This is a genomic window from Kribbella sp. NPDC049174 (assembly GCF_043197365.1).
In the GTDB taxonomy this organism is placed as follows: Bacteria; Actinomycetota; Actinomycetes; order Propionibacteriales; family Kribbellaceae; genus Kribbella.
In genome coordinates, this window is record NZ_JBICSZ010000010.1 from 158,046 (window position 1) to 179,678 (window position 21,633).

Genomic DNA, 21,633 nt, shown 5'->3' on the forward strand with positions numbered 1-21,633 from the left:
TTCTGTTCGAGCGGTGCCGGCCGGCAACCGCGTTGACCTCGGTCAGAAATCGCGTCGCTCGTAGCCGATGCCAGGCGCGGTGGGCGCGCGCACGAGGCCGTCCGGGCCGACCGCCGGCTCGCGGACGATCGGGTTGGCGTAGACCAGTGACTCGTAGTACGAGGTGTTCGGGATGGCCATGCACAGGTGCGCGTTGACGATGTCGGATCCGTGGACCTCGGCCCGGAGCTGGAAGCTGTCCGCGAGGTGCGCGATCCGCATCGCGCCGGTGATGCCGCCCTTGTACTGCGCGCTGGTCCGCACGTAGCCGGCCGTCCCGGCGGTGATGAAGTCCGCGACATTCATGTGCGCACCGTCGGAGGTTTCAGCGACCAGCAACGGCACGTCGACACGCTCGGCGAGCCGTCGGTACGCCGTGACGCCGAACTCCCGCATCGGCTCCTCGTACCAGGTGTAGCCCACCTCTGACAGCGCTCTCCCGATGTACACGGCATCGGTGAGATCGAAGCCCGCGGAGCCGTCGTACATCAGCGGTACGTCGTCACCCACGTGCGCCCGCAGCTTCTGGCACAGTTCCGCGTCCGCGCGAGCATCACCCCAGGCGTGCAGCTTGATCGCCTTGTACCCCGCCTCCAGGCACTGATCGGCGACGTCGAGATACTCCTCCACCGACGAGAACGTGACAGTGCTCGCGTAGGCGGGGATCGTGTCGCGGAAAGTCCCCAGCAGTTGATGAACCGGCAGGCCGGCCGCCTTCCCCGCCAGATCCCACAACGCGACGTCGACCAGTCCCAGGGCGTAGATCGGAAGCTCCTCGATCCGGTCCAGCTCCCACAGGCGATGCCACAGCAGCTCCCGCCACAGCGGATCCGCGCCGATCAGGTCGGCGCGGATCCGGCGGTTGACCAGGTCGGCCACGATGTGCCCGCGGCGAGTTCGCGCCTCACCGGTCAATCCCTCGTCGGTGTGGATACGCAGAATGCCGCCCACCGCCGGCCCCTCCGAGCCCGGCAGCCCGGCACGCCACCGGAAGGGCGGCTGCGCCGGCAGGTCGACCAGGTCCAAGGTCACGTCTGTGATTCGCATGTCGTCCTTCAGGTCGGGAAGAGCGGTACCCGCCGCGCGCCGCACCTTGAGAAAGATGCTTCTGATCTATCGGATCGCAGTTCGGTCATTAGAACAGATCTATAGGGTTGACGCAATACATCGGCCTCGACATACTCATGCCACCCGGAACGGCCTACCAGCGCTTGATCAGGCCCGTTCTCTCGCGCGACGGCGCGGCTTGGAGACCCACCGTTTCCGGCCCCCGAACCCCTCTAAGAATCCGATGCATCAAGCTTGTTGAGACTCAAAGGAGTACACACATGCGCCAGACGTCAGGGCACTCGCTGGACCGGGCGCCTTACGGGATCGGTCGCCGGACGTTCCTCGCCGCGCTCGGCGGCGGACTGCTGGTCGGCGCAGCAGCCTGCGGCGGCGGGAGCGATGCCGGCGGAGAAGCGGCCGACCTGAGCTATCGCATCTGGGACAAGAACCAGCAGCCGGCGATGCAGGAGATCGTCGACAGGTTCCAGGCGGCGAACCCGAACATCAAGGTCACCGTCCAGCTCACTCCCAGCGCCGAGTACTGGACCAAGATGCAAGCCGACGCCACCGCCGGCAGCGCGCCGGACGTGTTCTGGATGAACGGTCCACACGCGAAGTTCTATGCAGCGAACGGCGCACTGCTGCCGTTGTCCGACGAGCTCGCGAAGAACGGCGTCGACCTGGCCAACTACCCCGAGGCGTTGACCCGCATCTACAGCTACCAGGACAAGCAGTACGGCGTTCCGAAAGACTTCGACACCATCGGACTCTGGTACAACAAGAAGTTGTTCGACGCCGCCAAGGTCAAGTACCCGGACGAGACCTGGACGTGGCAGGACGTGTCCAGTGCCGCTCAGAAGCTGACCAACGCCTCGAAGGGCGTCTACGGAATAGCCGCGCCGGCCTTCGGCCAGGAGAACTACTACAACACCATTTTCCAAGCAGGCGGACACGTCATCTCGCCCGACGGGAAGTCGTCGGGCTACGACCAGCCGGCGGCCATCGAGGGGCTGCAATTCTGGACCGACCTGATGAAGACCGGCGTGTCGCCGTCACTGAAGTCGATGACGGACACCTTTCCCGCGCAGATGTTCCAGTCCGGCAAGATCGCGATGTACTACGCCGGATCGTGGAACGCCGTCGAGTTCGCCAAGAACAACAGCATCAAGAACGACATCGACGTCACCGTCCTGCCTCGCGGGAAGAGGCAGGCCGTGGTCATCCACGGGCTGGCCAACGTCGTGTCCGCGAAGACCGAGCACCCGGCACAGGCAGCGAAGTTCGTCGCCTACCTGGGGTCGAAGGAAGCCGCGGACATCCAGGCGCGGACCGGTACGGTCATCCCCGCCTTCAACGGGACCCAGGAGGCATGGGTCGCCTCGATGCCGCAGTACCACCTGAAGTCCTACCTGGATCAACTCGCCTACGCCGTGCCGTACCCGACCTCGACGAACACCGACGCGTGGCAGGCCAAGGAAGCCGAGGTGCTGGGGCCGGCCTGGTCAGGAGACAAGAGTGCCTCCGACGCCGCCCACGAGATGGCCACACTGATGAACGCGGCACTGCAGAAGGACCAATGATGCCGGCCACCGAAACAGCCGTCACCGCACGCCCCGGCGTACCACCCGCGCGGCATTCCACCGCACGTCGTCCCCGCCGCCGCACCGATCATGCCTGGGCCTATCTCATGATCGGCCCGACAACCATCGGACTCGCGATCTTCTACATCTGGCCGATCGCCCAGATGCTCTACTACAGCTTCACCAGGACAGCTCCGTTCGGCGGGCAGACCTGGATCGGAACGGCGAACTACCGGGCCCTCGCCCAGGAGCCGTCAGTTGCCCAGGCCATCGTCAACACCCTTGTCTACACCGGCATCCAGCTGGCGGGAATCCCCCTTGCTGTGCTGGTCGCGACACTGCTGAACCAGCGGGACCTCCGCGGGAGCGCGATGTACCGGGCGCTCTACTTCCTACCCGTCGTCACCATGCCGGTCGCCGTCGCGATGCTGTGGCGATGGATGTACAACGGAGACTACGGGCTGATCAATCACCTCCTCGGCAAGGTCGGACTCCGTGGAATGCACTGGGCGTCGGATCCGTCCGTCGCCCTCTACGCCCTCGCCGCGATCGGCATCTGGATGTCCGTCGGCTACAACATGGTCATCTTTCTCGCGGGTCTGCAAGGCATCCCGGCCGACTACTACGAGGCCGCTGCACTCGACGGCGCTGGACCGACCCAGACCTTCCTACGGATCACCGTGCCGCTGCTCAGCCCGAGCATCTTCTTCGCGACTGTCCTGACCGTCATCAACTCGCTGCAGATGTTCGACCTCGCCTACATGATGATGAGCTCCGCGGGCAGCGCCGGCGGCAGCGCGAACCCCGCACTTCCGAGGGTCCGGACCGTCTCCTACCTCTTCTATCAGAAGGCGTTCATCCAGCACGACCTCGGTTTCGGTGCGGCGATCGCGTTCGTCCTGCTCGCCTTCATTCTCGTGATGACGGTCCTGCAGTTCCGCCTTCAGCGCAGATGGGTTCACTATGCCTGACATCCCGGCAACCCCCAGCCGCCGGCTGCGCTTGATCGCAACTCACGCCGCGCTGGCCACCGGCGCCGTCGTCATGGTCGGCCCGTTCGTCTGGCAACTCCTCACGTCGCTCAAGACGTTCAGCGAGACGACGCGAGTGCCGCTCACCTTCCTGCCGCACCGCTGGCAGTGGTCCAACTACAGCCAGATCTTCGATCTGCTGCCGATCGGACCGATGTTCCGAACCACGATCCTGATGACCGCCGGGCGGACGATCGCCCAGCTCGTGTTCTGCTCGCTCGCGGCGTACGCCTTCGCCAGAATCCAGTTTCGCGGGAACAACCTGCTGTTCGGCTTGTTCCTGTCCGTGCTGATGGTTCCGGGCCAGCTCTTCCTGATCCCGCAGTACGTCATCGTCCAGGATCTCGGCTGGCTCAACTCCCTGCCAGGACTGACCGTCCCAGGAATGTTCAGCGCATTCGGCACCTTCCTGCTACGGCAGTTCTTCCTGGCCCTGCCCCGCGACATGGAGGAAGCAGCTCGCCTGGACGGAGCCAATCCACTGCAGGTGTACTGGCACATCGCTCTCCCGCTGGCCCGGCCGGGGTTGCTCGCCTTGGCGATCCTCACCGCCCTCTGGTCGTGGAACGACCTGATGTATCCGCTCGTCATCACCACCGATCCGGCCAAGATGCCGTTGTCAGCCGGACTCGCCACGCTGCAGGGCGAGCACTTCACCGATTACTCGATCCTGATGGCCGGCTCGGCGTTGGCGACCGCCCCGATGATCGTTGCCTTCATCCTCCTGCAGCGCCACTTCATCCAGGGCATTGCCTTCACAGGCTCCAAGGGCTGAGTCCCCAGAACAAGGAGATCGACAGTGAGACGCACACGAACCACAGCGCTGCTGGCCATGGCGGCGATACTCGCCGCCGCGTTCATGCTGGGACCGCCCAGGACGACGGCGTCCGCGCAGCAGGTCGCGGGGAGTGCGCCGTTCATCAACTCGTGGCTGGTGTCCGGGCCGTTCGGCTCGCCGGTGGTCGACAAAGCCTACGAGTGTGAGGTCGGAGAGGTGGTGAACCAGGCACCGCGGGCGTCCGCGATCACGGCGTCGTCCTCGACCCTCGCGGTGAATCCCGTGTCTTACCTGGTCGACGGAAGTACCAGTAAGCAGTGGGTGACGCAGAACGATTCGAGTCCATGGGTGAACTTCAGCTGGACCACCCCGATCTCGTTGACCGAAGTACGCATCGCGCAATGGGGCGACGGACGCCACGTCAACAACTGGTACCACCTCACCTTCACACTCGCAGACGGAAGCTCCGTCGAATCGGGCCAGGTGGACAGCACGTCCGCGAGCCCGTCCACGCCGACGGTGTACTCCGCGGATCCCGGGCTGAAGAACGTGGTCGGGATGAAGATCGAGATCGACAAGGGACGTACGCCGTACCCGTCGATCACCGGGCTTTCCGAGGTCGAGGTGTACGACCGCCCGGTGCCGGTCAACGGGAAGGCCGACATCACGCCGCGGGTGGGCGAGCCGCTCGGGTTCGGCGGCGAGAACCATGACTGGGAGTACTTCGACGATCGCATCTACAACCGCAACTACGACGACTACCAGGATCTGTACGGGTACTACTCGGTCAAGAAGGGCGTCGACACGCGGAACAAGTACGTCTACGCAAGCACCTACGTCTACAGCCCGGAGGACCGGGCCGCATACTTCGACGTCGGCGCCAGCGGGTCGTACCGGATCTATGTGAACGACAGGTGCATGACGCCGCCGAGCACACCGGTCGAGGTACAGAAGGACCTGACGAAACTGGCCGTGCATCTGCGGCAGGGCTGGAACAAGCTGATGATCCAGATCAAGCACACCTACACCGAGGACGTGAACTCGAACGGCGTGCCGATCGCGAAGGATCAGAACGTCGCCTACCTGGGGTTCTACGGCAGGGTCGCGGATCAGAGCGGCAACGCGGTGAACGGACTGGCGAACTCGGTGGCCGGACCGTCCGAGTCCCTCAAGATCGTCTCCCAGGGGTTGTCGACCGACGATCCGGTCGGCACCCCGCTGCCCCGGAACAACATGCCCACTGGGTACAAGGAATGGCCCTACGTCTGGAACAAGTCGACCAGAACGGCGAACCACGGCGTGGCCGCGTCGGCGTTCCAGTTCATGGCCGCCGGAGGTAAGCCGGGCTACACCTGGAAGATCGTCGACGGCCGGCTGCCGGACGGCCTGGAACTCAACGCCGACGGCACGATCGCGGACGGCCTGGTCGGCGGGAAGCCCGACCTCAACAGCACCAAGGGCGTCATCAGCGGTGCCGCCGCGACCGGCGACTACAACTTCACCGTGCAGGTCACCGACAGCGCGGGAAGCAGCGCGACGAAGACCTTCACGACAACGGTGAAGGAGCGGCCGAACAAGTGGTTCGAGGAAGGCAGGGTCGGCGCACTGACGCACGCCACGCCGACGTACGACTACTTCGTCGATCCGAACTACTCGGTCGACCTCTGGGCGGCGAGGGCCAAGCGCCAGGGACACTCACTCGTTTCGATCGAGGCCCTGCAGCAGAACTACTTCTGGCCGTCCAAGTTCGCCGACCCGAAGCACATCAGGCAGCTCTACCTCCCCAAGGACGGCAACGGCCTGGTGGTCGACGGCCTGAAGCGCTACGAACAGGCCGTGAAGCGCTACGGCATGAAGTTCGGGCTGTACTACGCGACCGAGGGCGGCGGCCTGCAGCACTACTCCACCGATGTCTTCGTGCAGAACGTCGAGGACCTCATGGGGCGCTACGACCCGGCGTACCTGTACTTCGACGGTCCGCAGGCGATGCCGAACGCCAACTACGACGTGATGTACAGCGCCGTACGCGACCACAGCAACGACATCGTCATCGACTCGAACGCCTGGGGCGAAGAGTACGGCGACCCGGACCTGAGGACTGGCGAAGCATCCGGCATCTACTCCAACGCCGGTGCGAACCACCTGGTCAAGCGCACACCGATGGAACCGTGGAAGATGATTCGCACCAAGAACCAACAGTCGCCGTACTACGGTCAGCGCGACGACTTCCGGCAGGTCACCAAAGAGATGATCATGAACGCGGGACGCGGCTACGTCGACAACAACGACCAGTCGGTGATCGACAGCCGCGGACCCAACTGGAACTCCCCCACCGAGATCTCCACCAGGTACCCGAAGGGCGTGCAGGAGTTCATCGACGTCCGGGAGCACCTCGCCGACTGGTTCGCGCCGGCCGGCCTGCCTGAGCGCCACGAGTCCACCACCGGTACGGCGCCGTACTTCCTGGCCGGCTACGGCTACGAGGACGACGGGCGCGGGAACTACGAGAAGTTCGCCTTCCCGAACAGTGCGACCGGGCCGCAATGGGGCTACGCAACTGCCCGCGACAACAACATCTTCCTGCATGTCCTCAAGGGACCGGACGGCAAGAAGGGCTTCGACGCCATCGCCGGCCGGTCGCTCACCATCCGCCCGGTCAAGGACCGGGTGACCTCGGTGACCTGGCTGAACCGGAACGTCCCGGTCACCTCGTTCAGCCAGACCGGCGACAGCCTGACCATCAACCTCGCTGACATCGACGAAGACCCGATCGACACGATCATCAAGATCGTCACCGACAGCCCGGCGCAAAAGTACAAACTCACCAATGTCGTCGCCACCGGCAAGCGACTGGCACCGCGGATGCTGAGGGTCGAGGCCGAGGGATACATGACGTTCCCCGCCCTCGAGGCGAACCTCTCGGCGGTTCGCTATGCCAGCGCGGATCCCGGTGTCGCGAAGGTCGAACCTTCCGGAATTGTCACCCCGGTCTCCGACGGCACGACGACGATCACCGTGACCGGCGCCCACGAGGGAGTCACCAAGTCAGATGCCTTGAAGGTGAGCGTCAAGAACGGCGTTGTCTTTGTCGGCGAAGACATGATCGGCGCATCCTTGCTGATCGGCGGGAAGGAGGCGTACGGCGAGTTCGGCCTGAACGACGGGCTCCGGTATGCACTCGAAGGCAGGTCTGCCAAGGGCGGTGCGATCGGGCTGGACGCAGCCAAGATCACGTGGCACGGCGGAATCGTCGACCTGGCCGGCGGCGACAAGTACACGCCGGTGGCCATCAAGGAAGTCGATACCTTCAAGTTCGAGAAGAACAAGATCGTCACCCCACAGGTCGACCGGCCTACCCGAGGAGTCGTCTGGGCCGACGTCACCCTGAACGGCAAGACCGTCACGACCAACCGGGTCTTCCTCGACCTGCAGCCCTACCGCAACCTCGGGCAGACCGCGGAGGTCACCGCGGGCGACGACCAAGACGCGCTGGCGAATCTGACCGACGGAGAGACCATCGACGCAACGCACTTCGACAGCTCGAAGTGGTCCGCGGCGGCCGGGACACCGACCTGGATCCAGTTCAAGCTCCCGGCCCAGGCCGAGTTCTCGAACCTCGAACTGACCTACAACACGCTGGACCAGCGGTATCTGAACACTCCCAAGACGATCAAGATCCAGACAAGCGTCGACGGAGCGAGCTGGACCGACGTCAGCACAGTCAACGGACCGACAGGCAACGCGTACTTCGGCACCTACAGCCAGTACCCGTTGAACGTCCAAGGGCAGTACGTCAGGTTGGTCTTCGACGGCGGATCGAACGGATCAGCGATCGACCTGCTCGAGGTCGCAGTCAACGGTAGGTAGCTCACGATGGTCGCGGTCTGGTCCGTGCTGGATCCCGGACCAGACCGCGATCACGATCAAGCGATGCCGTCGGCGGGGAAGAGCCGGCTGTGAATCTCCTGCTTGAACTGCGCGAGCGTCGTGTCGATGTGCTCGACCATGAGCGTCACCGCCAACCGCTCGTCACCCGACCCGATCGCCGCCGCGATCGCCGAGTGCTGCTGCGCGGCCACCACCGTCGAACCGCCGGCCACCCCCGCCAGCCCGATCACGCTGATCTGGCGCTGCAGCCGTTGCACGGAGTCGACACTGGCCGACAAGAACATGTTGGACGACGCATCGCCGATCGCGCCGTGGAACTTCTCGTCGGCCCGGTTGAACGCCTCGAGGTCGCCTTCCTCCGCGGCGTCCATGGTGAGCTGCGCCGCCTCACGCAGCGCCTTCACCTGGGCCGGAGTTGCCCGCTGCGCGGCCAGTTCGGTCGTCTTCATCTCCACGAAACGACGGAACTCGAAGATCTCCTCGACCTGACCGAGATCGGTCGGCAGGAAGTGCGACAACGACTCCCGCCACAACGCGCCTTCCGGCTCGGCCACATAGATCCCGCGACCCATCTGCACCGAAATCCGCCCCAGCGCGGACAGAATCTTGACCGCCTCCCGAACGATCGTCCGGGACATCCCCACCGCCGCCGCCAGATCCTTCTCGGTCGGCAACCGATCACCAGGCTCGAGGCGCGCCCGGACGATGTATTCCAGGATCCGCTCGGCCGCGATCTCGTAGCCGGGACGGTACCCGCCTTCCGCAGCTCCCTCCTGCCCCACGGACGTCCGCTCGGACCGATCCGGCATCTCTTCCCCTGTTCCCTCAGGCGCCTCATCAGCTGCGAAAACTCGCCGCGACACATTAGGACCAAGATACTTCATATCCACACAGTCACACGGAGTCACCCCATCGTCAAAATAGCTCGGATCTATAGGGTTGCCTGGCAGTGACGCTGTCGATACTCAATCTGACCCGATCCCGTCGCCTGATCATTGCGACCCCAACCCCACTATGGGTTTCTCGCGACCGTTCCGGATCGCTTCGGGTTCTGGCGTGCTATGAGACGCCCGGATTCTTCGCTGGAGAATCTGATTCATTGCTTACAGGGTCTTCGTGAGGTGATGGATGGATGCGTACCAAGGCAATCCATGTCCCGCCCAGGGGCTCGTGTACCCGGGTCGCCGAGGCGCACGCCGAACGGCTCGGCGTCGCCACTCCCAGCTTCGCGAAGCTGCCCCCGCGCTCTCGAGGCGACGGTGACGATCACCTTCCGGTATGGATCCGGGCCGTTCGTGATCGGCGACAGCCAGCGGCTGGTGATCGCGAACCGAGCTGAGCAGCGCGGCGATCCTGGATGTGCTCGACACCCGGCTGCTGATCGAGCCGGAGCTTGCCCGGCCGGTCCCAGCCTCCTGAAAGAGCTGCGCGGGCATGCAGGAATCTACAGACAAGGCTATTTCAGCTCAGCGGACGTCTTTCCTAGCAGGCGGCGGGCCACGATGAGCTGTTGGATCTGTTGGGTGCCTTCGAAGATGTCCAGGATCTTGGAGTCTCGGGCCCACTTCTCCAGGAGGTGGTGTTCGGAGTAGCCCAGGGTGCCGGCTAGTTCTATGCAGCGGAGGGTGATGTCGTTGGCGGTGCGGCCGGCTTTGGCTTTGGCCATGGAAGCCTGGAGGGAGTTGGGCTTGCCGTTGTCGGCCATCCAGGCGGCTTGGAGGGTGAGGAGGTAGGCGGCTTCCCAGTCGGATTCCATCTGGAGGTACGACGCTGCCGCCGCGGGCTGGAGGTGGACGGGGCGGTCGTAGTCGACCTCGACACCAGAGTCGTAGAGCAGCGAACGGGTGAGCTCCAACGAGGCACGAGCAACGCCGACGGCCATCGCGGCGACCAGCGGGCGGGTGTTGTCGAAGGTCTGCATGACTCCGGCAAAGCCTTTGTCGGTGTCGATCTCGGGTGAGCCCAGTAGGTTGGCGGCCGGCACCCGGCAGTTCTCGAAGCGGAGGGTGGCGGTGTCGGAGGCGCGGATGCCGAGCTTGTGGTCGAGCCGTTCGACCGTCATCCCGGGCGTGTCCTTCGGTACGACGAACGACTTGATCGCAGCGCGTCCCAGCGACTTGTCGAGCGTCGCCCACACCACGACCGCGTCGCAGCGACCGCCGGCGGTGACGAAGATCTTCTCGCCGTCGAGAACATAGTGGTCGCCGTCGAGTCGCGCCGTCGTCTGGATATTGGCCGAGTCCGATCCGCACCCGGGCTCGGTGATCGCCATCCCGGCCCACACTCCGTCGAAGCGCCGAAGCTGCTCATCCGAGGCCACCGACGCGATCGCGGAGTTGCCGAGGCCCTGTCGCGGCATCGACAGCAACAGCCCGACGTCCCCCCAGCACATCTCCATGATCGACAACACCGAGGAGAGGTTGGATCCGTTCACGACCCCGTCGGCGGCATCCGCCGTACGACGTACGCCGGAAGCGCCCGCGCCCGAACCGGTGCCCGAGGCACCCAATCCGTCGACCATCGCGGCGAGCATGTCCAGCTCGACCGGATAGGCGTGCTCGGCCAGGTCGTACTTGCGCGAGTTCGGCCGCAGCATCTCCGCCGCGACCTGATGCGCCTGGTTGATGAACGCGCGGAACTTGCGCGGCGTCTCGAGGTTGATCATCAGACCAGCACCGCGCCTTCCATCACGCCGATCGCCCGCAGGTCGCGGTACCACCGCTCCACCGGATGCTCCTTCACGAACCCGTGCCCGCCGAGCAACTGGACGCCGTCGGTCCCGATCTGCATGCCCTTGTCCGTGCACAACCGCCGCGCCAGCGCGGCCTCGCGAGCGAACGGAAGTCCTTGCTCAGCACGCGATCCGGCCCGATAGGTGACGAGTCGCATGCCTTCGAGCTCGATCCCGATGTTCGCGACCATGAACGCGACCGACTGCCGGTGACTGATCGGCTCACCGAAGGCGGTCCGCTCGTTCACGTACGGCGTGACGTAGTCGAGCACAGCCTTCGCCGTACCGAGCGACAGCGCACACCACCCGAGCCGAGACAACCGCACGCACTCGGCGTAGTCCTCGAGCGTGCCCAACTGCACAGCCCGCACATCCTCGAGAATCACCCGGCTCAGCGAGGCCGCACGCAGGCCCATCGACGGCTCGGCCTCGATCGTCACGCCGGGGTGCTCCGACTCGACCAGGAACAACGCCGGCCCCTGGTCCTCCAGTTGAGCGGCGATCACGAACAGTTCGGCCTCGGCGCCTCGCGGCACCAGTGACTTCACGCCGTTCAACAGTCCGCCAGTTACTCTTGTCTGCAATGTAAACGGGTCAAACAATGTCCGCGGCTCGAGGATCGCCAACGCGGCCGCCGGCACCGACGAGCCGGTGAAGGCGGGCAGGTACGTCGCCTGCTGCGTCTCGTCACCCCACAAAGAGATCGCCGTACTCACCGCCGCCGGTGCCAGGCACGCGACCGCCTGGCCCAGGTCGCCGTGCGCCATCGCCTCGGCCACCAGTACGCCGGTCATCGCAGAGCGCTCGGTGACGATGCCGCCGAGCTCCTCCGGTACCTCGATCAGGCTCAATCCGAGCTCGGCGGACTGCTCCAGCACCTTCGGGTCCGTCGCGCAGGCGGTGTCCGCGCCGGCTGCGGCAGGCCGCAGTACCTCCGCTGCGAACTCCTTGACCACCTCGACCACCATCTGCTGGTCCTCGGTCGGGGTCAGATCGAACCGCCCACTCCCCTTCGCCACCGGCAGCCGCGATGGTTTGGCGAGTTTCGACGCGGCCGTGAAGCTCCGGGTCAGCGCGCCGGCCGTCCGGAATCCGGTCTTGGTCGCCTCGAACACCACCCGCTCGGTCTGCTTCCGCAACCCGAACCGGTCGATCGCCCGCGAGTTCGCCAGCCGATTCAGCAACGCGACCCCGCGGCCGATGGCGTCTCTGCGGCTCTTCACCTGAAGGCTCATACTCGCCACTGTAAACCGAAGTTACAACCCAGGTCACGTGAGCCTGGCCACTACGATCCCCTCATGGGTACGACGGACGAGTCCGAGGACCGGACCCAGGCGCTGGCCGACCGCCTCCTCCGGGACGCCGGCGCGGCCCTGGAGCTCTACACCATCTATCTCGGCGAACGGCTAGGGCTGTACCGGGCACTCGCGGAGCAAGGGCCCGCAACCTCGACCGAGCTGGCCGACCGCACCGGCACGGCGGAGCGCTACGTCCGCGAGTGGCTCGAGCACCACGCCGCCAGCGGCCTGGTCGACGTCGACGACACCGGCGCAGAACCCGGCGTACGGCGATACACGCTGCCACCCGAACACGTTCCGGTCCTGGCCGATCCGGACGACGTTCGCTACCAGGCTCACCAGGGCGTGGAGATCACCCGCGCCGGCCGACGGCTCCCCGACCTGGCCGATGCCTTCAGGACCGGCGGCGCACCGCCGCCGCTTGCCTGGGAGCCGGAAGGAAGGGCGGAGTGGAACCGGCCGCTGTTCATGAACCTGCTGGCGAAGGACTGGCTGCCCGCGATCCCGGAGATCGACGGGAGGCTCCGCGCCGACCCACCGGCCCGGCTGGCCGACGTGGCCTGTGGCACCGGCTGGGCGGCGATCGCGATCGCGCAGTCCTACCCTCGCGTCTCCGTGGACGGGTTCGACCTCGACGAGGACGCCGTCGCCGCGGCACGTGACCATGCCGAGGAGGCGGGCCTTGCCGATCGGGTGAACTTCGCGGTCGCCGACGCGGCCGCCCTGTCGAAGACTCCCGGCTACGACCTGGTGACGATCATCGAGGCCCTGCATGACATGTCGCGCCCGGTCGAGGCGTTGCGGGGCGTGCGGCAGATGCTTGCCGAGGGCGGCACCGTCCTGGTGGTCGACGAGCTCGTCGAGGATGAGTTCACCGCGCCGGCCTCGGACATCGAGCGGTACCACTACGGCTGGAGCGTCCTGTCGTGTCTGCCGGACGCGATGGGAGATCCGCAGACGGCGGCGACGGGAGCGGTGATGCGACCATCGGTACTGCGCCGCTACGCCACCGAGGCGGGCTTCCGGGACCTCGAGGTCCTGCCGATCCGCAACGACTACCTGCGCTTCTACCGACTGATCCCCTGATCGAGCGAACCTGCGCCGCGGAGCTGGGCGGTGAACTCGCCGATCCGGGTCATGGCCTGCTGCGCCTCGGGCAGGAACGACCAGAAGAGCTGGAACACGTGGGTGTCGGCCGGATACAGCTCGGCGACCACCTCGACGCCCGCCTTCTCCGCGTGCTCGACCAGTCGGCGCATGTCGTCTCCGACCGAGTCGCCGCTCGCCGACTGGACCAGCATCGGCGGCAGGCCATCCAGATCGGCGTTCAACGGGCTCAGTAGTGGATCGTCCACTGAGTGACTACCGACGTACCAGGTCGTGACCTGAGCCATCGTCTTGAAGTGGTCGTGCATCGCGAGCGGTGAACTCCCGTCGAGCGCCTCGGCGAGGTTCAGCCCCGGACAGAGCAGCACCGCCCCGGCCGGCAGTGGCAGGCCCTGCTCACGCAGCATGAGCAGCAGCGACATCGCCAACCCGCCACCGGACGAGTCCCCACTGACGATAAGCTCGTCCGGCGCGACTCCTTGCTCCAGCAACCAGAGATAGGCGCTTCGGGCATCTTCCACCGCCGCCGGGAACGGGTGCTCAGGCGCGAGCCGGTAGTCAGGCAGGAGTACGGCGGAACCCGTGCTGATCGCCAAGGCCCCCGCCAGCGCCCGATACCCGTACGCCGACCCGAGGACGAAACCACCACCGTGGAGATGCAACACCGACGGCGTCCCACCAGTGCCGACCTGCAGGGCCGGAACGCCACCAGCAGTCACCGGTACGACGGTCAGTTCGGCCGGCATCTCCACCTGCGCGAGCATCCCTTCGTACGCCGCTCGCATCCGGCCGAGCTCACCCTCGAACCCCTCGTCCGCCAGCGGCGCCCACACCCGATTCACCCGGTTGATCAGCTCGCCACCGACCGAGCGGGTGGTCGCGATCGCGCTGTCCAGGTCGCCGAGCAGGGTCCTGGCCCGGTCGAGGAACGCCTCGCCGGCCAGCGTGAGCTCCACCCGGTGGGTCGAGCGTCGCAGCAGATCGCAGCCGAGGAGCCGTTCCAGCGCGCGGATCTGCCGGCTCAGCGCCGGCTGCGACAGGTAGAGCCGGGTCGCGGCCCGGCCGAAGTTGAGCTCCTCCGCGACCGCGACGAACGCCCGCAGGTGGCGGAGCTCGATCGCGTCCGGCGTCTGCGGCATCGCCAGTACGTCGGCACTGTCCTCACCACGCCCATTGTCAGACATGTTGCTCATTGTGACCCGGATACATGCCAGGTGGTGATGCCGATGACGCATCACCGTCATGCATGATCGGCCTTTCCCTTTGCTACGGCGCCGATGCCAGCGTGTTGGCCATGACGACGACCGTACGAAGTGCCGCGGTTCAGCTCCGCGGCAGCACCGGGCCGATCTGGGCCCGCGTGTACTGGCCACCGGCGGGCGGTCCGAAGCCGCCTTTGCTGATCTTCTTCCCAGGCCCCGGCGATCCCGACGCGGAGTGCCGGCAGCTGTGCCGGCGCGGCGGTCTGGTGATCCTCGCAGGGCCGATCAGCACGCAGCACGACGAGGCGGTCGCGGATGCGAAGGCGATCGTCGGCTGGGCGGCGGATCACGCCGTCGAACTGGACGCCGATCCGGCCCGGCTGCTGATCACCGGCACCGGCGACGGCACCGCACTGGCCGCCGCGGTGACTCGGATCGCAGCCGACGAGGGCTGGCCCGAGCTGGTGCTGATGCCCGATCTCATCACAACTCTGGAAGGAACGAACCGATGAAGGCGACCAAACGAGAGTGGACCGGGCTGGCGGTACTCGCCCTGCCAACGCTGTTGCTGTCGCTCGACGTGAGCGTGCTTTATCTAGCGCTGCCCAGTCTCAGCGCCGACCTGGGCGCGGACAGTACCGAGCAGCTCTGGATCCTAGACATCTACTCGTTCCTGCTGGCCGGGTTCCTGGTCACGATGGGGACGCTCGGCGACCGGATCGGGCGGCGGAAGCTGCTGCTGATCGGCGGCGCCGCGTTCACTGTCGCGTCTGTCCTCGCAGCCTACTCGACCAGCCCGGAGATGCTGATCGCCAGCCGGGCGCTGCTCGGCATCGCCGGCGCGACGTTGATGCCGTCGACGATGGCGTTGATCCGCAACATGTTCCACGATCCGGCCCAGCTCGGGCAGGCGATCGGCATCTGGTTCAGCTGCTTCATGGTCGGCATGCTGATCGGGCCCGTGGTCGGCGGGCTGCTGCTCGAGCGATTCTGGTGGGGTTCGGCGTTCCTGCTCGGCGTACCGGTGATGGTGCTGCTGCTGATCGCGGGTCCGTTGCTGCTACCGGAGTACCGCGACACCGCGGCTGGGAAGCTCGACCTGGCCAGCGTTGGGTTGTCGCTGGCGACGATTTTGCCGATCATCTGGGGACTGAAGGAGCTGGCCCGCGATGGCTGGTCGACCACTCCACTCCTCGCCATGCTGACCGGCGTACTCGTCGGCGTCGCGTTCGTCCGGCGTCAGCAGCGGCTGGAAGATCCGATGCTCGACCTGAAGCTGTTTCGTACGACGAAGTTCAGCGCCGCCCTCGGGATCTCGGTGGCCGCCGGTGTCGTGATGGCGGGGATCTCGCTGCAGGCCGCGCTCTTCCTGCAGGTCGTCGAGGAGCTGACGCCGTTCCGGGCCGGGCTCTGGCTGCTTCCGCAGAGCGTGGCGATGATCCTCGGTCTGTCGCTGGCCCCACGGCTCGCGCATCGCCTGCCGACCTCGACCACGGCCGCGATCGGTCTGGCAATCTCCGCGGCCGGTCTGCTGGTTGTTACCGCTGGCGGGCTGCCTGCCTTGATTACTGGTCTGACAATGACATCGTTCGGCATCGGTATGCCCATGGCACTCACGATGAATCTCATGCTCGCCGCGGCACCGCCGGAACGGGCCGGCTCGGTCGCTTCACTGGCCGAGACCAGCGGCGAAGGCGGCATCGCGCTGGGCGTCGCAATCCTCGGCAGTCTGGGGACAGCCATCTATCGCGGGCAACTCGACGTACCAGCAGACTTGTCTGACAACGTCGCACGGCAGGCAAGTGAAAGTGTCGGTTCGGCTGTCGGGATTGCCCATCAACTCTCGGGTCAGCTCGGCTCGGACTTGGCCGCCGCCGCCAAGGCCGCGTTCACCGATGGGATGAACGTCGTCGCCATCGTCGGCGCCGCCGCGTTCCTCGGCTGCGCACTCCTGGCCGCCATCGCCCTCAAGGAAGCTCCCGCAGAAGAGAAGGTCACCGAACGAGTCTGAACGTCGTTGACCAACCCAACCCGTCGAGCCAGCAACCAGCACCTCATCCGAGGGTCTCCGGAGACGCCAAGCTGCACCCGCGGTCCCTCCCCGCAGGTGCCCGGTCCATCAGCCGCTGGTCGACCCAGAGATGCGAGCGCTTCAGCCGCCGGTTTGTCCCGAGATATCAGCTCCTCCAGCGCTCGGCATCTCCTCGGAGGTGTCAGCGCTTCAGCCGCCGGTCGTCTCCAGGAGACGCCTAGCTTCAGCCGCCGGTCTTCTCTCCGGAGATGCCGGCGGCTTTGGCGGTCAGGTAGCGCTGTTCGGGCAGGCTCGTCGTCCGGCGTGCGGCGGCCAGGTAATGGTCGTGTGCCTTCGCGAGTTCGCCGGCCCGCTCGAAGAGGTGTGCGCGTACGGCGTCCAGCCGGTGAGTCTCGGTGAGGTTCTTGTCGTCGTCCAGCGTCGCCAGCAGGTCGAGACCGGCCTGCGGACCTTCGACCTGGGCGAGGGCGATCGCCCGGTTCAGCGTGACCATCGGGTTCGGTACCAGCTTCTCCAGCAGGAGATAGAGGCCGAGGATCTCGCGCCAGTCGGTCTCCTCGGTACTCGGCGCCTCGGCATGGATCGCCGCGATCGCCGCCTGCAGCTGGTACGGACCGACGGCTCCCTGAGCCAAGGTCCGCAGGATCAGCGCCGCGCCCTCCTCGATCTGCCGGCGGTCCCACAGCGCCCGGTCCTGCTCGTCGATCGGGATCAGGCCGCCGTCGGCCGTCGTACGCGCCGTACGACGGGAATCCGTCAGCAACATCAACGCCAGCAGGCCCGCCACCTCACCATCGTCGGGCAGCAACTCGTGCAGCATCCGGGTCAGCCGGATCGCCTCGGCCGTCAGCTCGACCCGCTGCAGTTCCTCGCCCGAGCTGGCCGTGTACCCCTCGTTGAAGATCAGGTACAGCACCTGGAGAACCACCCGCAGCCGGTCGGCCCGCTCCTCCTCCGGCGGCATCACGAACCGGCTGCCGGCCGCCTTGATGCTCTTCTTCGCCCGGCTGATCCGCGGCGCCATCGTTGCCTCCGGCACCATGAACGCCCGGGCGATCTCCGCGGTCGTCAGACCACCGACCGCACGCAGCGTCAGCGCGACCTGCGAGGCCGGCGTGACAGCCGGATGGCAGCACAGGAAGAGCAGGGTGAGCGTGTCGTCGGAGTCCGGCGGCGCGTCCACGTCGGCGCCTGGGGCAACCATTTCCTCCGGCCCGGCCATCGCCGCAACCGAGTCCTCACGCCGCCGCCGCGCGCTCTCACTGCGGAACTGGTCGGTCAGCCGCCGCGTGGCGACCGTGATCAACCACCCACGCGGATTCGCCGGCACACCATCGACTGGCCACTGCGTCGCCGCCGCCAGCAAAGCCTCCTGTACGGCGTCCTCACACAGATCGAACTGCCCGTTCCGCCGAGCCAAGTACCCCAGCACCTGAGGCGCCAACTCGCGCAGCACCCCTTCAACACCCACGCCGCCAACCACCCGCATCCCTCCTCCACTCACCCACCCCACCCTAGGCCCGTCCCAGTCCCCACGAGCCGCACTCCCGACCTGACCTGCGTCAGTCGGTGGTTGGGCGAGTGGGGTCGAGGATGCCGGTTTCCAGGGTTTGGAGGACTGCGGCGGGCGCGGTGAAGCGGGTGAGGTCGCCTTCGGTGATGGCTTCCCAAGCCGATGTGACGGCCGGGCGGGGTACTGGAAGGTGCGCTGCGCGCGATCCGGACGGTGAAGGCGAGCCGGGCCGAGGCGCGGGAGAGCGAGCGAGTGATCTCCGAGGCGACCGAGTCGGCCCGGCAGAGCGTCCGCGCGATCCGGTACGAATCCGTCGCCTGGACCGTGGCCGGCTTCGGGATCGGGCTGGCGACGCTGCTCATCCTCGGGCTCGGCGCCTGGCGGGTGAGCGAGAACCTGCTGACCGTCTCGGCCCTGGTCGCATTCCTGCTGTACGCGTTCCAGTTGATGGAGCCGGTCGGGACCCTCACCCAGACCGTGAGCGGCCTGCAGTCCGGTGTCGCTGCCGCGATGCGGATCCGCGAGGTCGACGCCTTCGAAATCGAGCCGTCCGACACCGATCGCCCCAGCCGCACCACCACCGAAGGCAGGTCAACCCTCACCTTCGAGAACGTGACAGCCCGCTACGCACCAGGCGCGGCGCCGGCCTTGCAGGACGTCAGCCTGACGATCCCGCGCGAAGGGCACACCGCGATCGTCGGCCCGTCCGGCGCCGGCAAAACGACGATGTTCTCCCTGCTCCTGCGATTCCTGAACCCGGACAGCGGCCGACTGGTCCTCGACGAGATCCCGCTACCCGAGTGGTCACTGGAGGACCTGCGCCGCCGAATCGGGTACGTCGAGCAGGACACGCCTCTGGTCCCCGGCACCCTCCGGGAGAACCTCCTCTATACCCACGCGGACGCCGGCGAACCCGCGCTCTGGGAGGCACTCCGAGCAGTTCGCCTGGAGGACCGCGTCCGCGAACTCCCCGACGGCCTCGACACCGTGCTGTCCACCGCGGCCATCTCGGGCGGCGAACGCCAACGCATCGCGCTCGCCCGGGCTCTGGTCAGCGACCCCGAGATCCTGCTGCTCGACGAGGCGACCGCACAACTGGACGGTCTGACCGAGGCCGCCGTCCACGAGGTGATCGCCCGGGTCGCCCGGACCGGCGCCGTACTCACGATCGCCCACCGGCTGTCGACGGTGATCGACGCCGACCAGATCGTCGTACTCGAGTCCGGCCAGGTTCGTGCCCGCGGCACCCATCAGGAACTGCTGCAGACCGACGACCTCTACCGCGACCTGGTCGCGGCGCTCCGCATCGCGACTCAGGTGTAGGACCAGCCGGACCAGCCGTTCACGTGTACGACGATCACCGGCCCCCGCGGCGGATCGGCCTCGTACTGCGGGTACTTCGCCCGCAACAAGTCGACCGCCGCCGGCGCCTCCGGCAGCACCCGCGCGACCCCGTCGACCCGCACCCACCACAGATGCGTCCAGTCCTCGTCGTACTCGTCGACCAGGATCGCGACCCGCTCGTTCTCCGCGATGTTCCGCAACCGGCGCAGCGCGGTCGTCGTCTTCGGCTTCTGATCGATCCCGACGAACACCTCGTCACCGTGCACCGCATAAGTCACCGGTACGACGTGCGGCCGCAGATCAGCGCCCACCGTCGCCAACCGCCCCACCCGCGCCGCCGCGACCCGAGCCCGGCACGTCCCCTCATCCAACCGCACCTCTCGACCCTAGCCCCCACCAACGGCGACCCCCTCAAGTTGCCGCCGGCGGGCCGGGCCGTCAGCGTTGGAGGTGGCGGAGGGTTGCGGTGGGGAGGGTGCGTGTGAGGGGGCCCAGGACGGAGGCGTCGCGGAGGGCGGTTCGGGCGGCCAGGTGGCCGCAGGCGCCGTGGACGCCGCCGCCGGGGTGGATGGCGGAGCTGCCGAGGTAGAGGCCGGCGACGAAGGTGCGCGGACTGCCGAGGCCGATGGTCGGGCGGAAGACGAGTTGCTGGTGGAGTTGCATGGTGCCGCCGCCCAGGGCGCCCAGACCTAGGGACGCGTTACCGGCTTCGAAGGCGCTCGGACGTTGCAGGTCCCGGTCGATGATCAGGTCGCTGAACCCGGGGGCGAACCGCTCGATCGCACGCTCCATCCGGCCGGCCAGCTTCCCCGCCGACTCGTCGTCGGCGATCCCGCGCGGCAGGTGCGAGTAGGCCCAGACCGCCTCGGTCCCCTCCGGTGAGCGGGACGGATCCGACTTCGTGGTCTGCCCGATCAGCAGGAACGGTGTCGACGGCAGCCGGCCGGTGTCGAGGTCGGCGCCGAGGTGGACGAGGTCGTCGGCGGTTCCGGCCAGGTGCACGACCCCGGCGGACCGCGCCTCGGGCGATCGCCACGGGATCGGCCCGCTCAGCCGGAAGTTCAGCTTGACCGTCGGGTAGTCCCACTCGAACCGCTCGTCCAGGTCCCGTCGCAGTCCCGCCGGAATCGTTGCACCAGGCAACAGCGAGTCGTAGAGCGCCGGCGCCGACGTGTCCGCGATGACGGCGCGGTTGACCACCACCGTCTCCCCGGAAGCCGTGCGTACGCCGGTCACGCGGCCGGACGAGACCTCGATCGCGGAGACCGGCGTACCGGCCTTGAGCAAGGCACCGGCGCGTTCGGCCCGGCGGACCAGCGCGCCGGACAACGAGCTCGATCCGCCGGCAGCCACCGGATAGCCGACGTCCTGCGCCAGCATGGCTAGCAGCCAGCCCATCGTGCCGCTGACACTGCCCAACAACGGCGCATCGGCGTGCAGGGCGTTACCCGCGAGCAAGGCGCCACCACGCGGGCCCTTGAACAACTCCTTGCCCATCCGGTGCATCGGCATCGCCATGAACCGCGCGAACCGCAGCAACTCCCCGGCTGACCCGAGCTTGCGGACCAGCTTGATTCCCGGTCCGACCGGTGGCCACGAGGTGAGCAGCGATTTCAGCAGCGGCTCGCGGATCGCGACGTACTGCTGGTAGAGCCGCAGCCACGCGTCGCCGTCCTCGGGATGGTCGGCCGCGATCGACTTCGCGGTGTCCTCCGGGTCCGGATGGAGCGCGACTGCGCCGCCTTCCTCGTCCAGCAGGTGCACGAGCGGCAGCTCAGCGTGAGCCCACTTGAGGCCGTGCTTCTCCAGTTCCAGCGCGCGGAGCACCGGTGACGCCACGCCGAGTGGGTAGTTCGAACTGAAACGGTCGCTGATCCAGCCGTCACTCTCGGTCGACCGGACCGCACCGCCGAAGGTCTCGGCGGCCTCCAGCACCACTACGTCCCAGCCCGCGTCGGCGAGAGCGATCGCGCTCACCAGCCCGTTCGGCCCCGACCCGATCACCACGGCATCAACACTGCGCGGCAACATGCCTACGAC

Annotated in this window: 16 protein-coding genes; 8 read left to right on the top strand and 8 right to left on the bottom strand. The window is 66.9% G+C overall.

Annotation, left to right across the window (positions count from 1 at the left end):
• Positions 1-42 precede the first annotated feature (42 nt).
• Complete coding sequence (locus ACGFIF_RS36855; RefSeq protein WP_393161045.1) at positions 43-1,086, bottom strand: enolase C-terminal domain-like protein; 1,044 nt, start codon at positions 1,084-1,086, stop codon at positions 43-45.
• A 281-nt stretch (positions 1,087-1,367) separates the two neighbouring features.
• Here ACGFIF_RS36855 and ACGFIF_RS36860 point away from each other — a divergent pair, with 281 nt between their 5' ends.
• From ACGFIF_RS36860 to ACGFIF_RS36875, 4 genes are read left to right on the top strand one after another with little or no spacing between them, the layout of a single operon-like run.
• Complete coding sequence (locus tag ACGFIF_RS36860) at positions 1,368-2,669, top strand: ABC transporter substrate-binding protein (protein ID WP_393161047.1); 1,302 nt, start codon at positions 1,368-1,370, stop codon at positions 2,667-2,669.
• Positions 2,669-3,640 (top strand): carbohydrate ABC transporter permease, encoded by a 972-nt coding sequence (locus ACGFIF_RS36865; protein ID WP_393161049.1) that lies wholly within the window; start codon positions 2,669-2,671, stop codon positions 3,638-3,640. Before ACGFIF_RS36860 ends, ACGFIF_RS36865 begins: the two co-directional genes overlap by 1 nt.
• Complete coding sequence (locus ACGFIF_RS36870; protein ID WP_393161051.1) at positions 3,633-4,475, top strand: carbohydrate ABC transporter permease; 843 nt, start codon at positions 3,633-3,635, stop codon at positions 4,473-4,475. Before ACGFIF_RS36865 ends, ACGFIF_RS36870 begins: the two co-directional genes overlap by 8 nt.
• Positions 4,476-4,499: 24 nt before the next feature.
• Positions 4,500-8,345: a discoidin domain-containing protein gene (locus tag ACGFIF_RS36875; RefSeq protein ID WP_393161053.1), complete on the top strand. Its 3,846-nt coding sequence runs from the start codon at positions 4,500-4,502 to the stop codon at positions 8,343-8,345.
• 56 nt (positions 8,346-8,401) lie between these two features.
• Here the strand turns inward: ACGFIF_RS36875 and ACGFIF_RS36880 are convergent, their stop codons facing one another.
• The 3 genes from ACGFIF_RS36880 to ACGFIF_RS36890 form a co-directional block, all read right to left on the bottom strand.
• Positions 8,402-9,175: a FadR/GntR family transcriptional regulator gene (locus tag ACGFIF_RS36880; protein ID WP_393161055.1), complete on the bottom strand. Its 774-nt coding sequence runs from the start codon at positions 9,173-9,175 to the stop codon at positions 8,402-8,404.
• Positions 9,176-9,822: 647 nt separating this feature from the next.
• Positions 9,823-11,031 carry an acyl-CoA dehydrogenase family protein gene (locus ACGFIF_RS36885; RefSeq protein ID WP_393161057.1) on the bottom strand — a complete coding sequence of 403 codons (1,209 nt, stop codon included), beginning with the start codon at positions 11,029-11,031 and terminating at the stop codon, positions 9,823-9,825.
• Positions 11,031-12,332: an acyl-CoA dehydrogenase family protein gene (locus ACGFIF_RS36890; RefSeq protein WP_393161059.1), complete on the bottom strand. Its 1,302-nt coding sequence runs from the start codon at positions 12,330-12,332 to the stop codon at positions 11,031-11,033. The genes ACGFIF_RS36885 and ACGFIF_RS36890 overlap by 1 nt, the downstream gene beginning before the upstream one ends.
• Before the next feature lie 63 nt (positions 12,333-12,395).
• On the opposite strand from ACGFIF_RS36890, the gene ACGFIF_RS36895 reads away from it, so the two are divergent.
• Positions 12,396-13,481, top strand: a complete 1,086-nt coding sequence (locus ACGFIF_RS36895) for a methyltransferase domain-containing protein (protein ID WP_393161061.1) — start codon at positions 12,396-12,398, stop codon at positions 13,479-13,481.
• On the opposite strand, the gene ACGFIF_RS36900 is transcribed toward ACGFIF_RS36895, so the two are convergent.
• Positions 13,463-14,686 carry an alpha/beta hydrolase fold domain-containing protein gene (locus ACGFIF_RS36900; RefSeq protein ID WP_393161063.1) on the bottom strand — a complete coding sequence of 408 codons (1,224 nt, stop codon included), beginning with the start codon at positions 14,684-14,686 and terminating at the stop codon, positions 13,463-13,465. The genes ACGFIF_RS36895 and ACGFIF_RS36900 overlap by 19 nt on opposite strands.
• A 110-nt stretch (positions 14,687-14,796) precedes the next feature.
• Here ACGFIF_RS36900 and ACGFIF_RS36905 point away from each other — a divergent pair, with 110 nt between their 5' ends.
• Complete coding sequence (locus ACGFIF_RS36905) at positions 14,797-15,216, top strand: alpha/beta hydrolase (RefSeq protein ID WP_393161065.1); 420 nt, start codon at positions 14,797-14,799, stop codon at positions 15,214-15,216.
• Positions 15,213-16,715, top strand: a complete 1,503-nt coding sequence (locus tag ACGFIF_RS36910; RefSeq protein ID WP_393161067.1) for an MFS transporter — start codon at positions 15,213-15,215, stop codon at positions 16,713-16,715. Before ACGFIF_RS36905 ends, ACGFIF_RS36910 begins: the two co-directional genes overlap by 4 nt.
• A 244-nt stretch (positions 16,716-16,959) precedes the next feature.
• Here ACGFIF_RS36910 and ACGFIF_RS36915 read toward each other — a convergent pair whose 3' ends face one another.
• Positions 16,960-18,225 carry an RNA polymerase sigma factor gene (locus ACGFIF_RS36915; protein WP_393161424.1) on the bottom strand — a complete coding sequence of 422 codons (1,266 nt, stop codon included), beginning with the start codon at positions 18,223-18,225 and terminating at the stop codon, positions 16,960-16,962.
• Positions 18,226-18,432: 207 nt separating this feature from the next.
• Between ACGFIF_RS36915 and ACGFIF_RS36920 the strand changes: the two genes are divergently transcribed.
• Positions 18,433-19,572: an ABC transporter ATP-binding protein gene (locus ACGFIF_RS36920; RefSeq protein WP_393161426.1), complete on the top strand. Its 1,140-nt coding sequence runs from the start codon at positions 18,433-18,435 to the stop codon at positions 19,570-19,572.
• Here the strand turns inward: ACGFIF_RS36920 and ACGFIF_RS36925 are convergent.
• Both ACGFIF_RS36925 and ACGFIF_RS36930 read right to left on the bottom strand, forming a co-directional pair.
• Positions 19,563-19,970, bottom strand: a complete 408-nt coding sequence (locus ACGFIF_RS36925) for a TIGR03668 family PPOX class F420-dependent oxidoreductase (protein ID WP_393161069.1) — start codon at positions 19,968-19,970, stop codon at positions 19,563-19,565. The two genes, ACGFIF_RS36920 and ACGFIF_RS36925, sit on opposite strands and share 10 nt — an antisense overlap.
• 61 nt (positions 19,971-20,031) lie before the next feature.
• The gene (locus tag ACGFIF_RS36930; RefSeq protein ID WP_393161071.1) at positions 20,032-21,624 is read right to left on the bottom strand and encodes a phytoene desaturase family protein; all 1,593 of its coding nucleotides are present in this window, start codon (positions 21,622-21,624) and stop codon (positions 20,032-20,034) included.
• Positions 21,625-21,633: the final 9 nt, after the last annotated feature.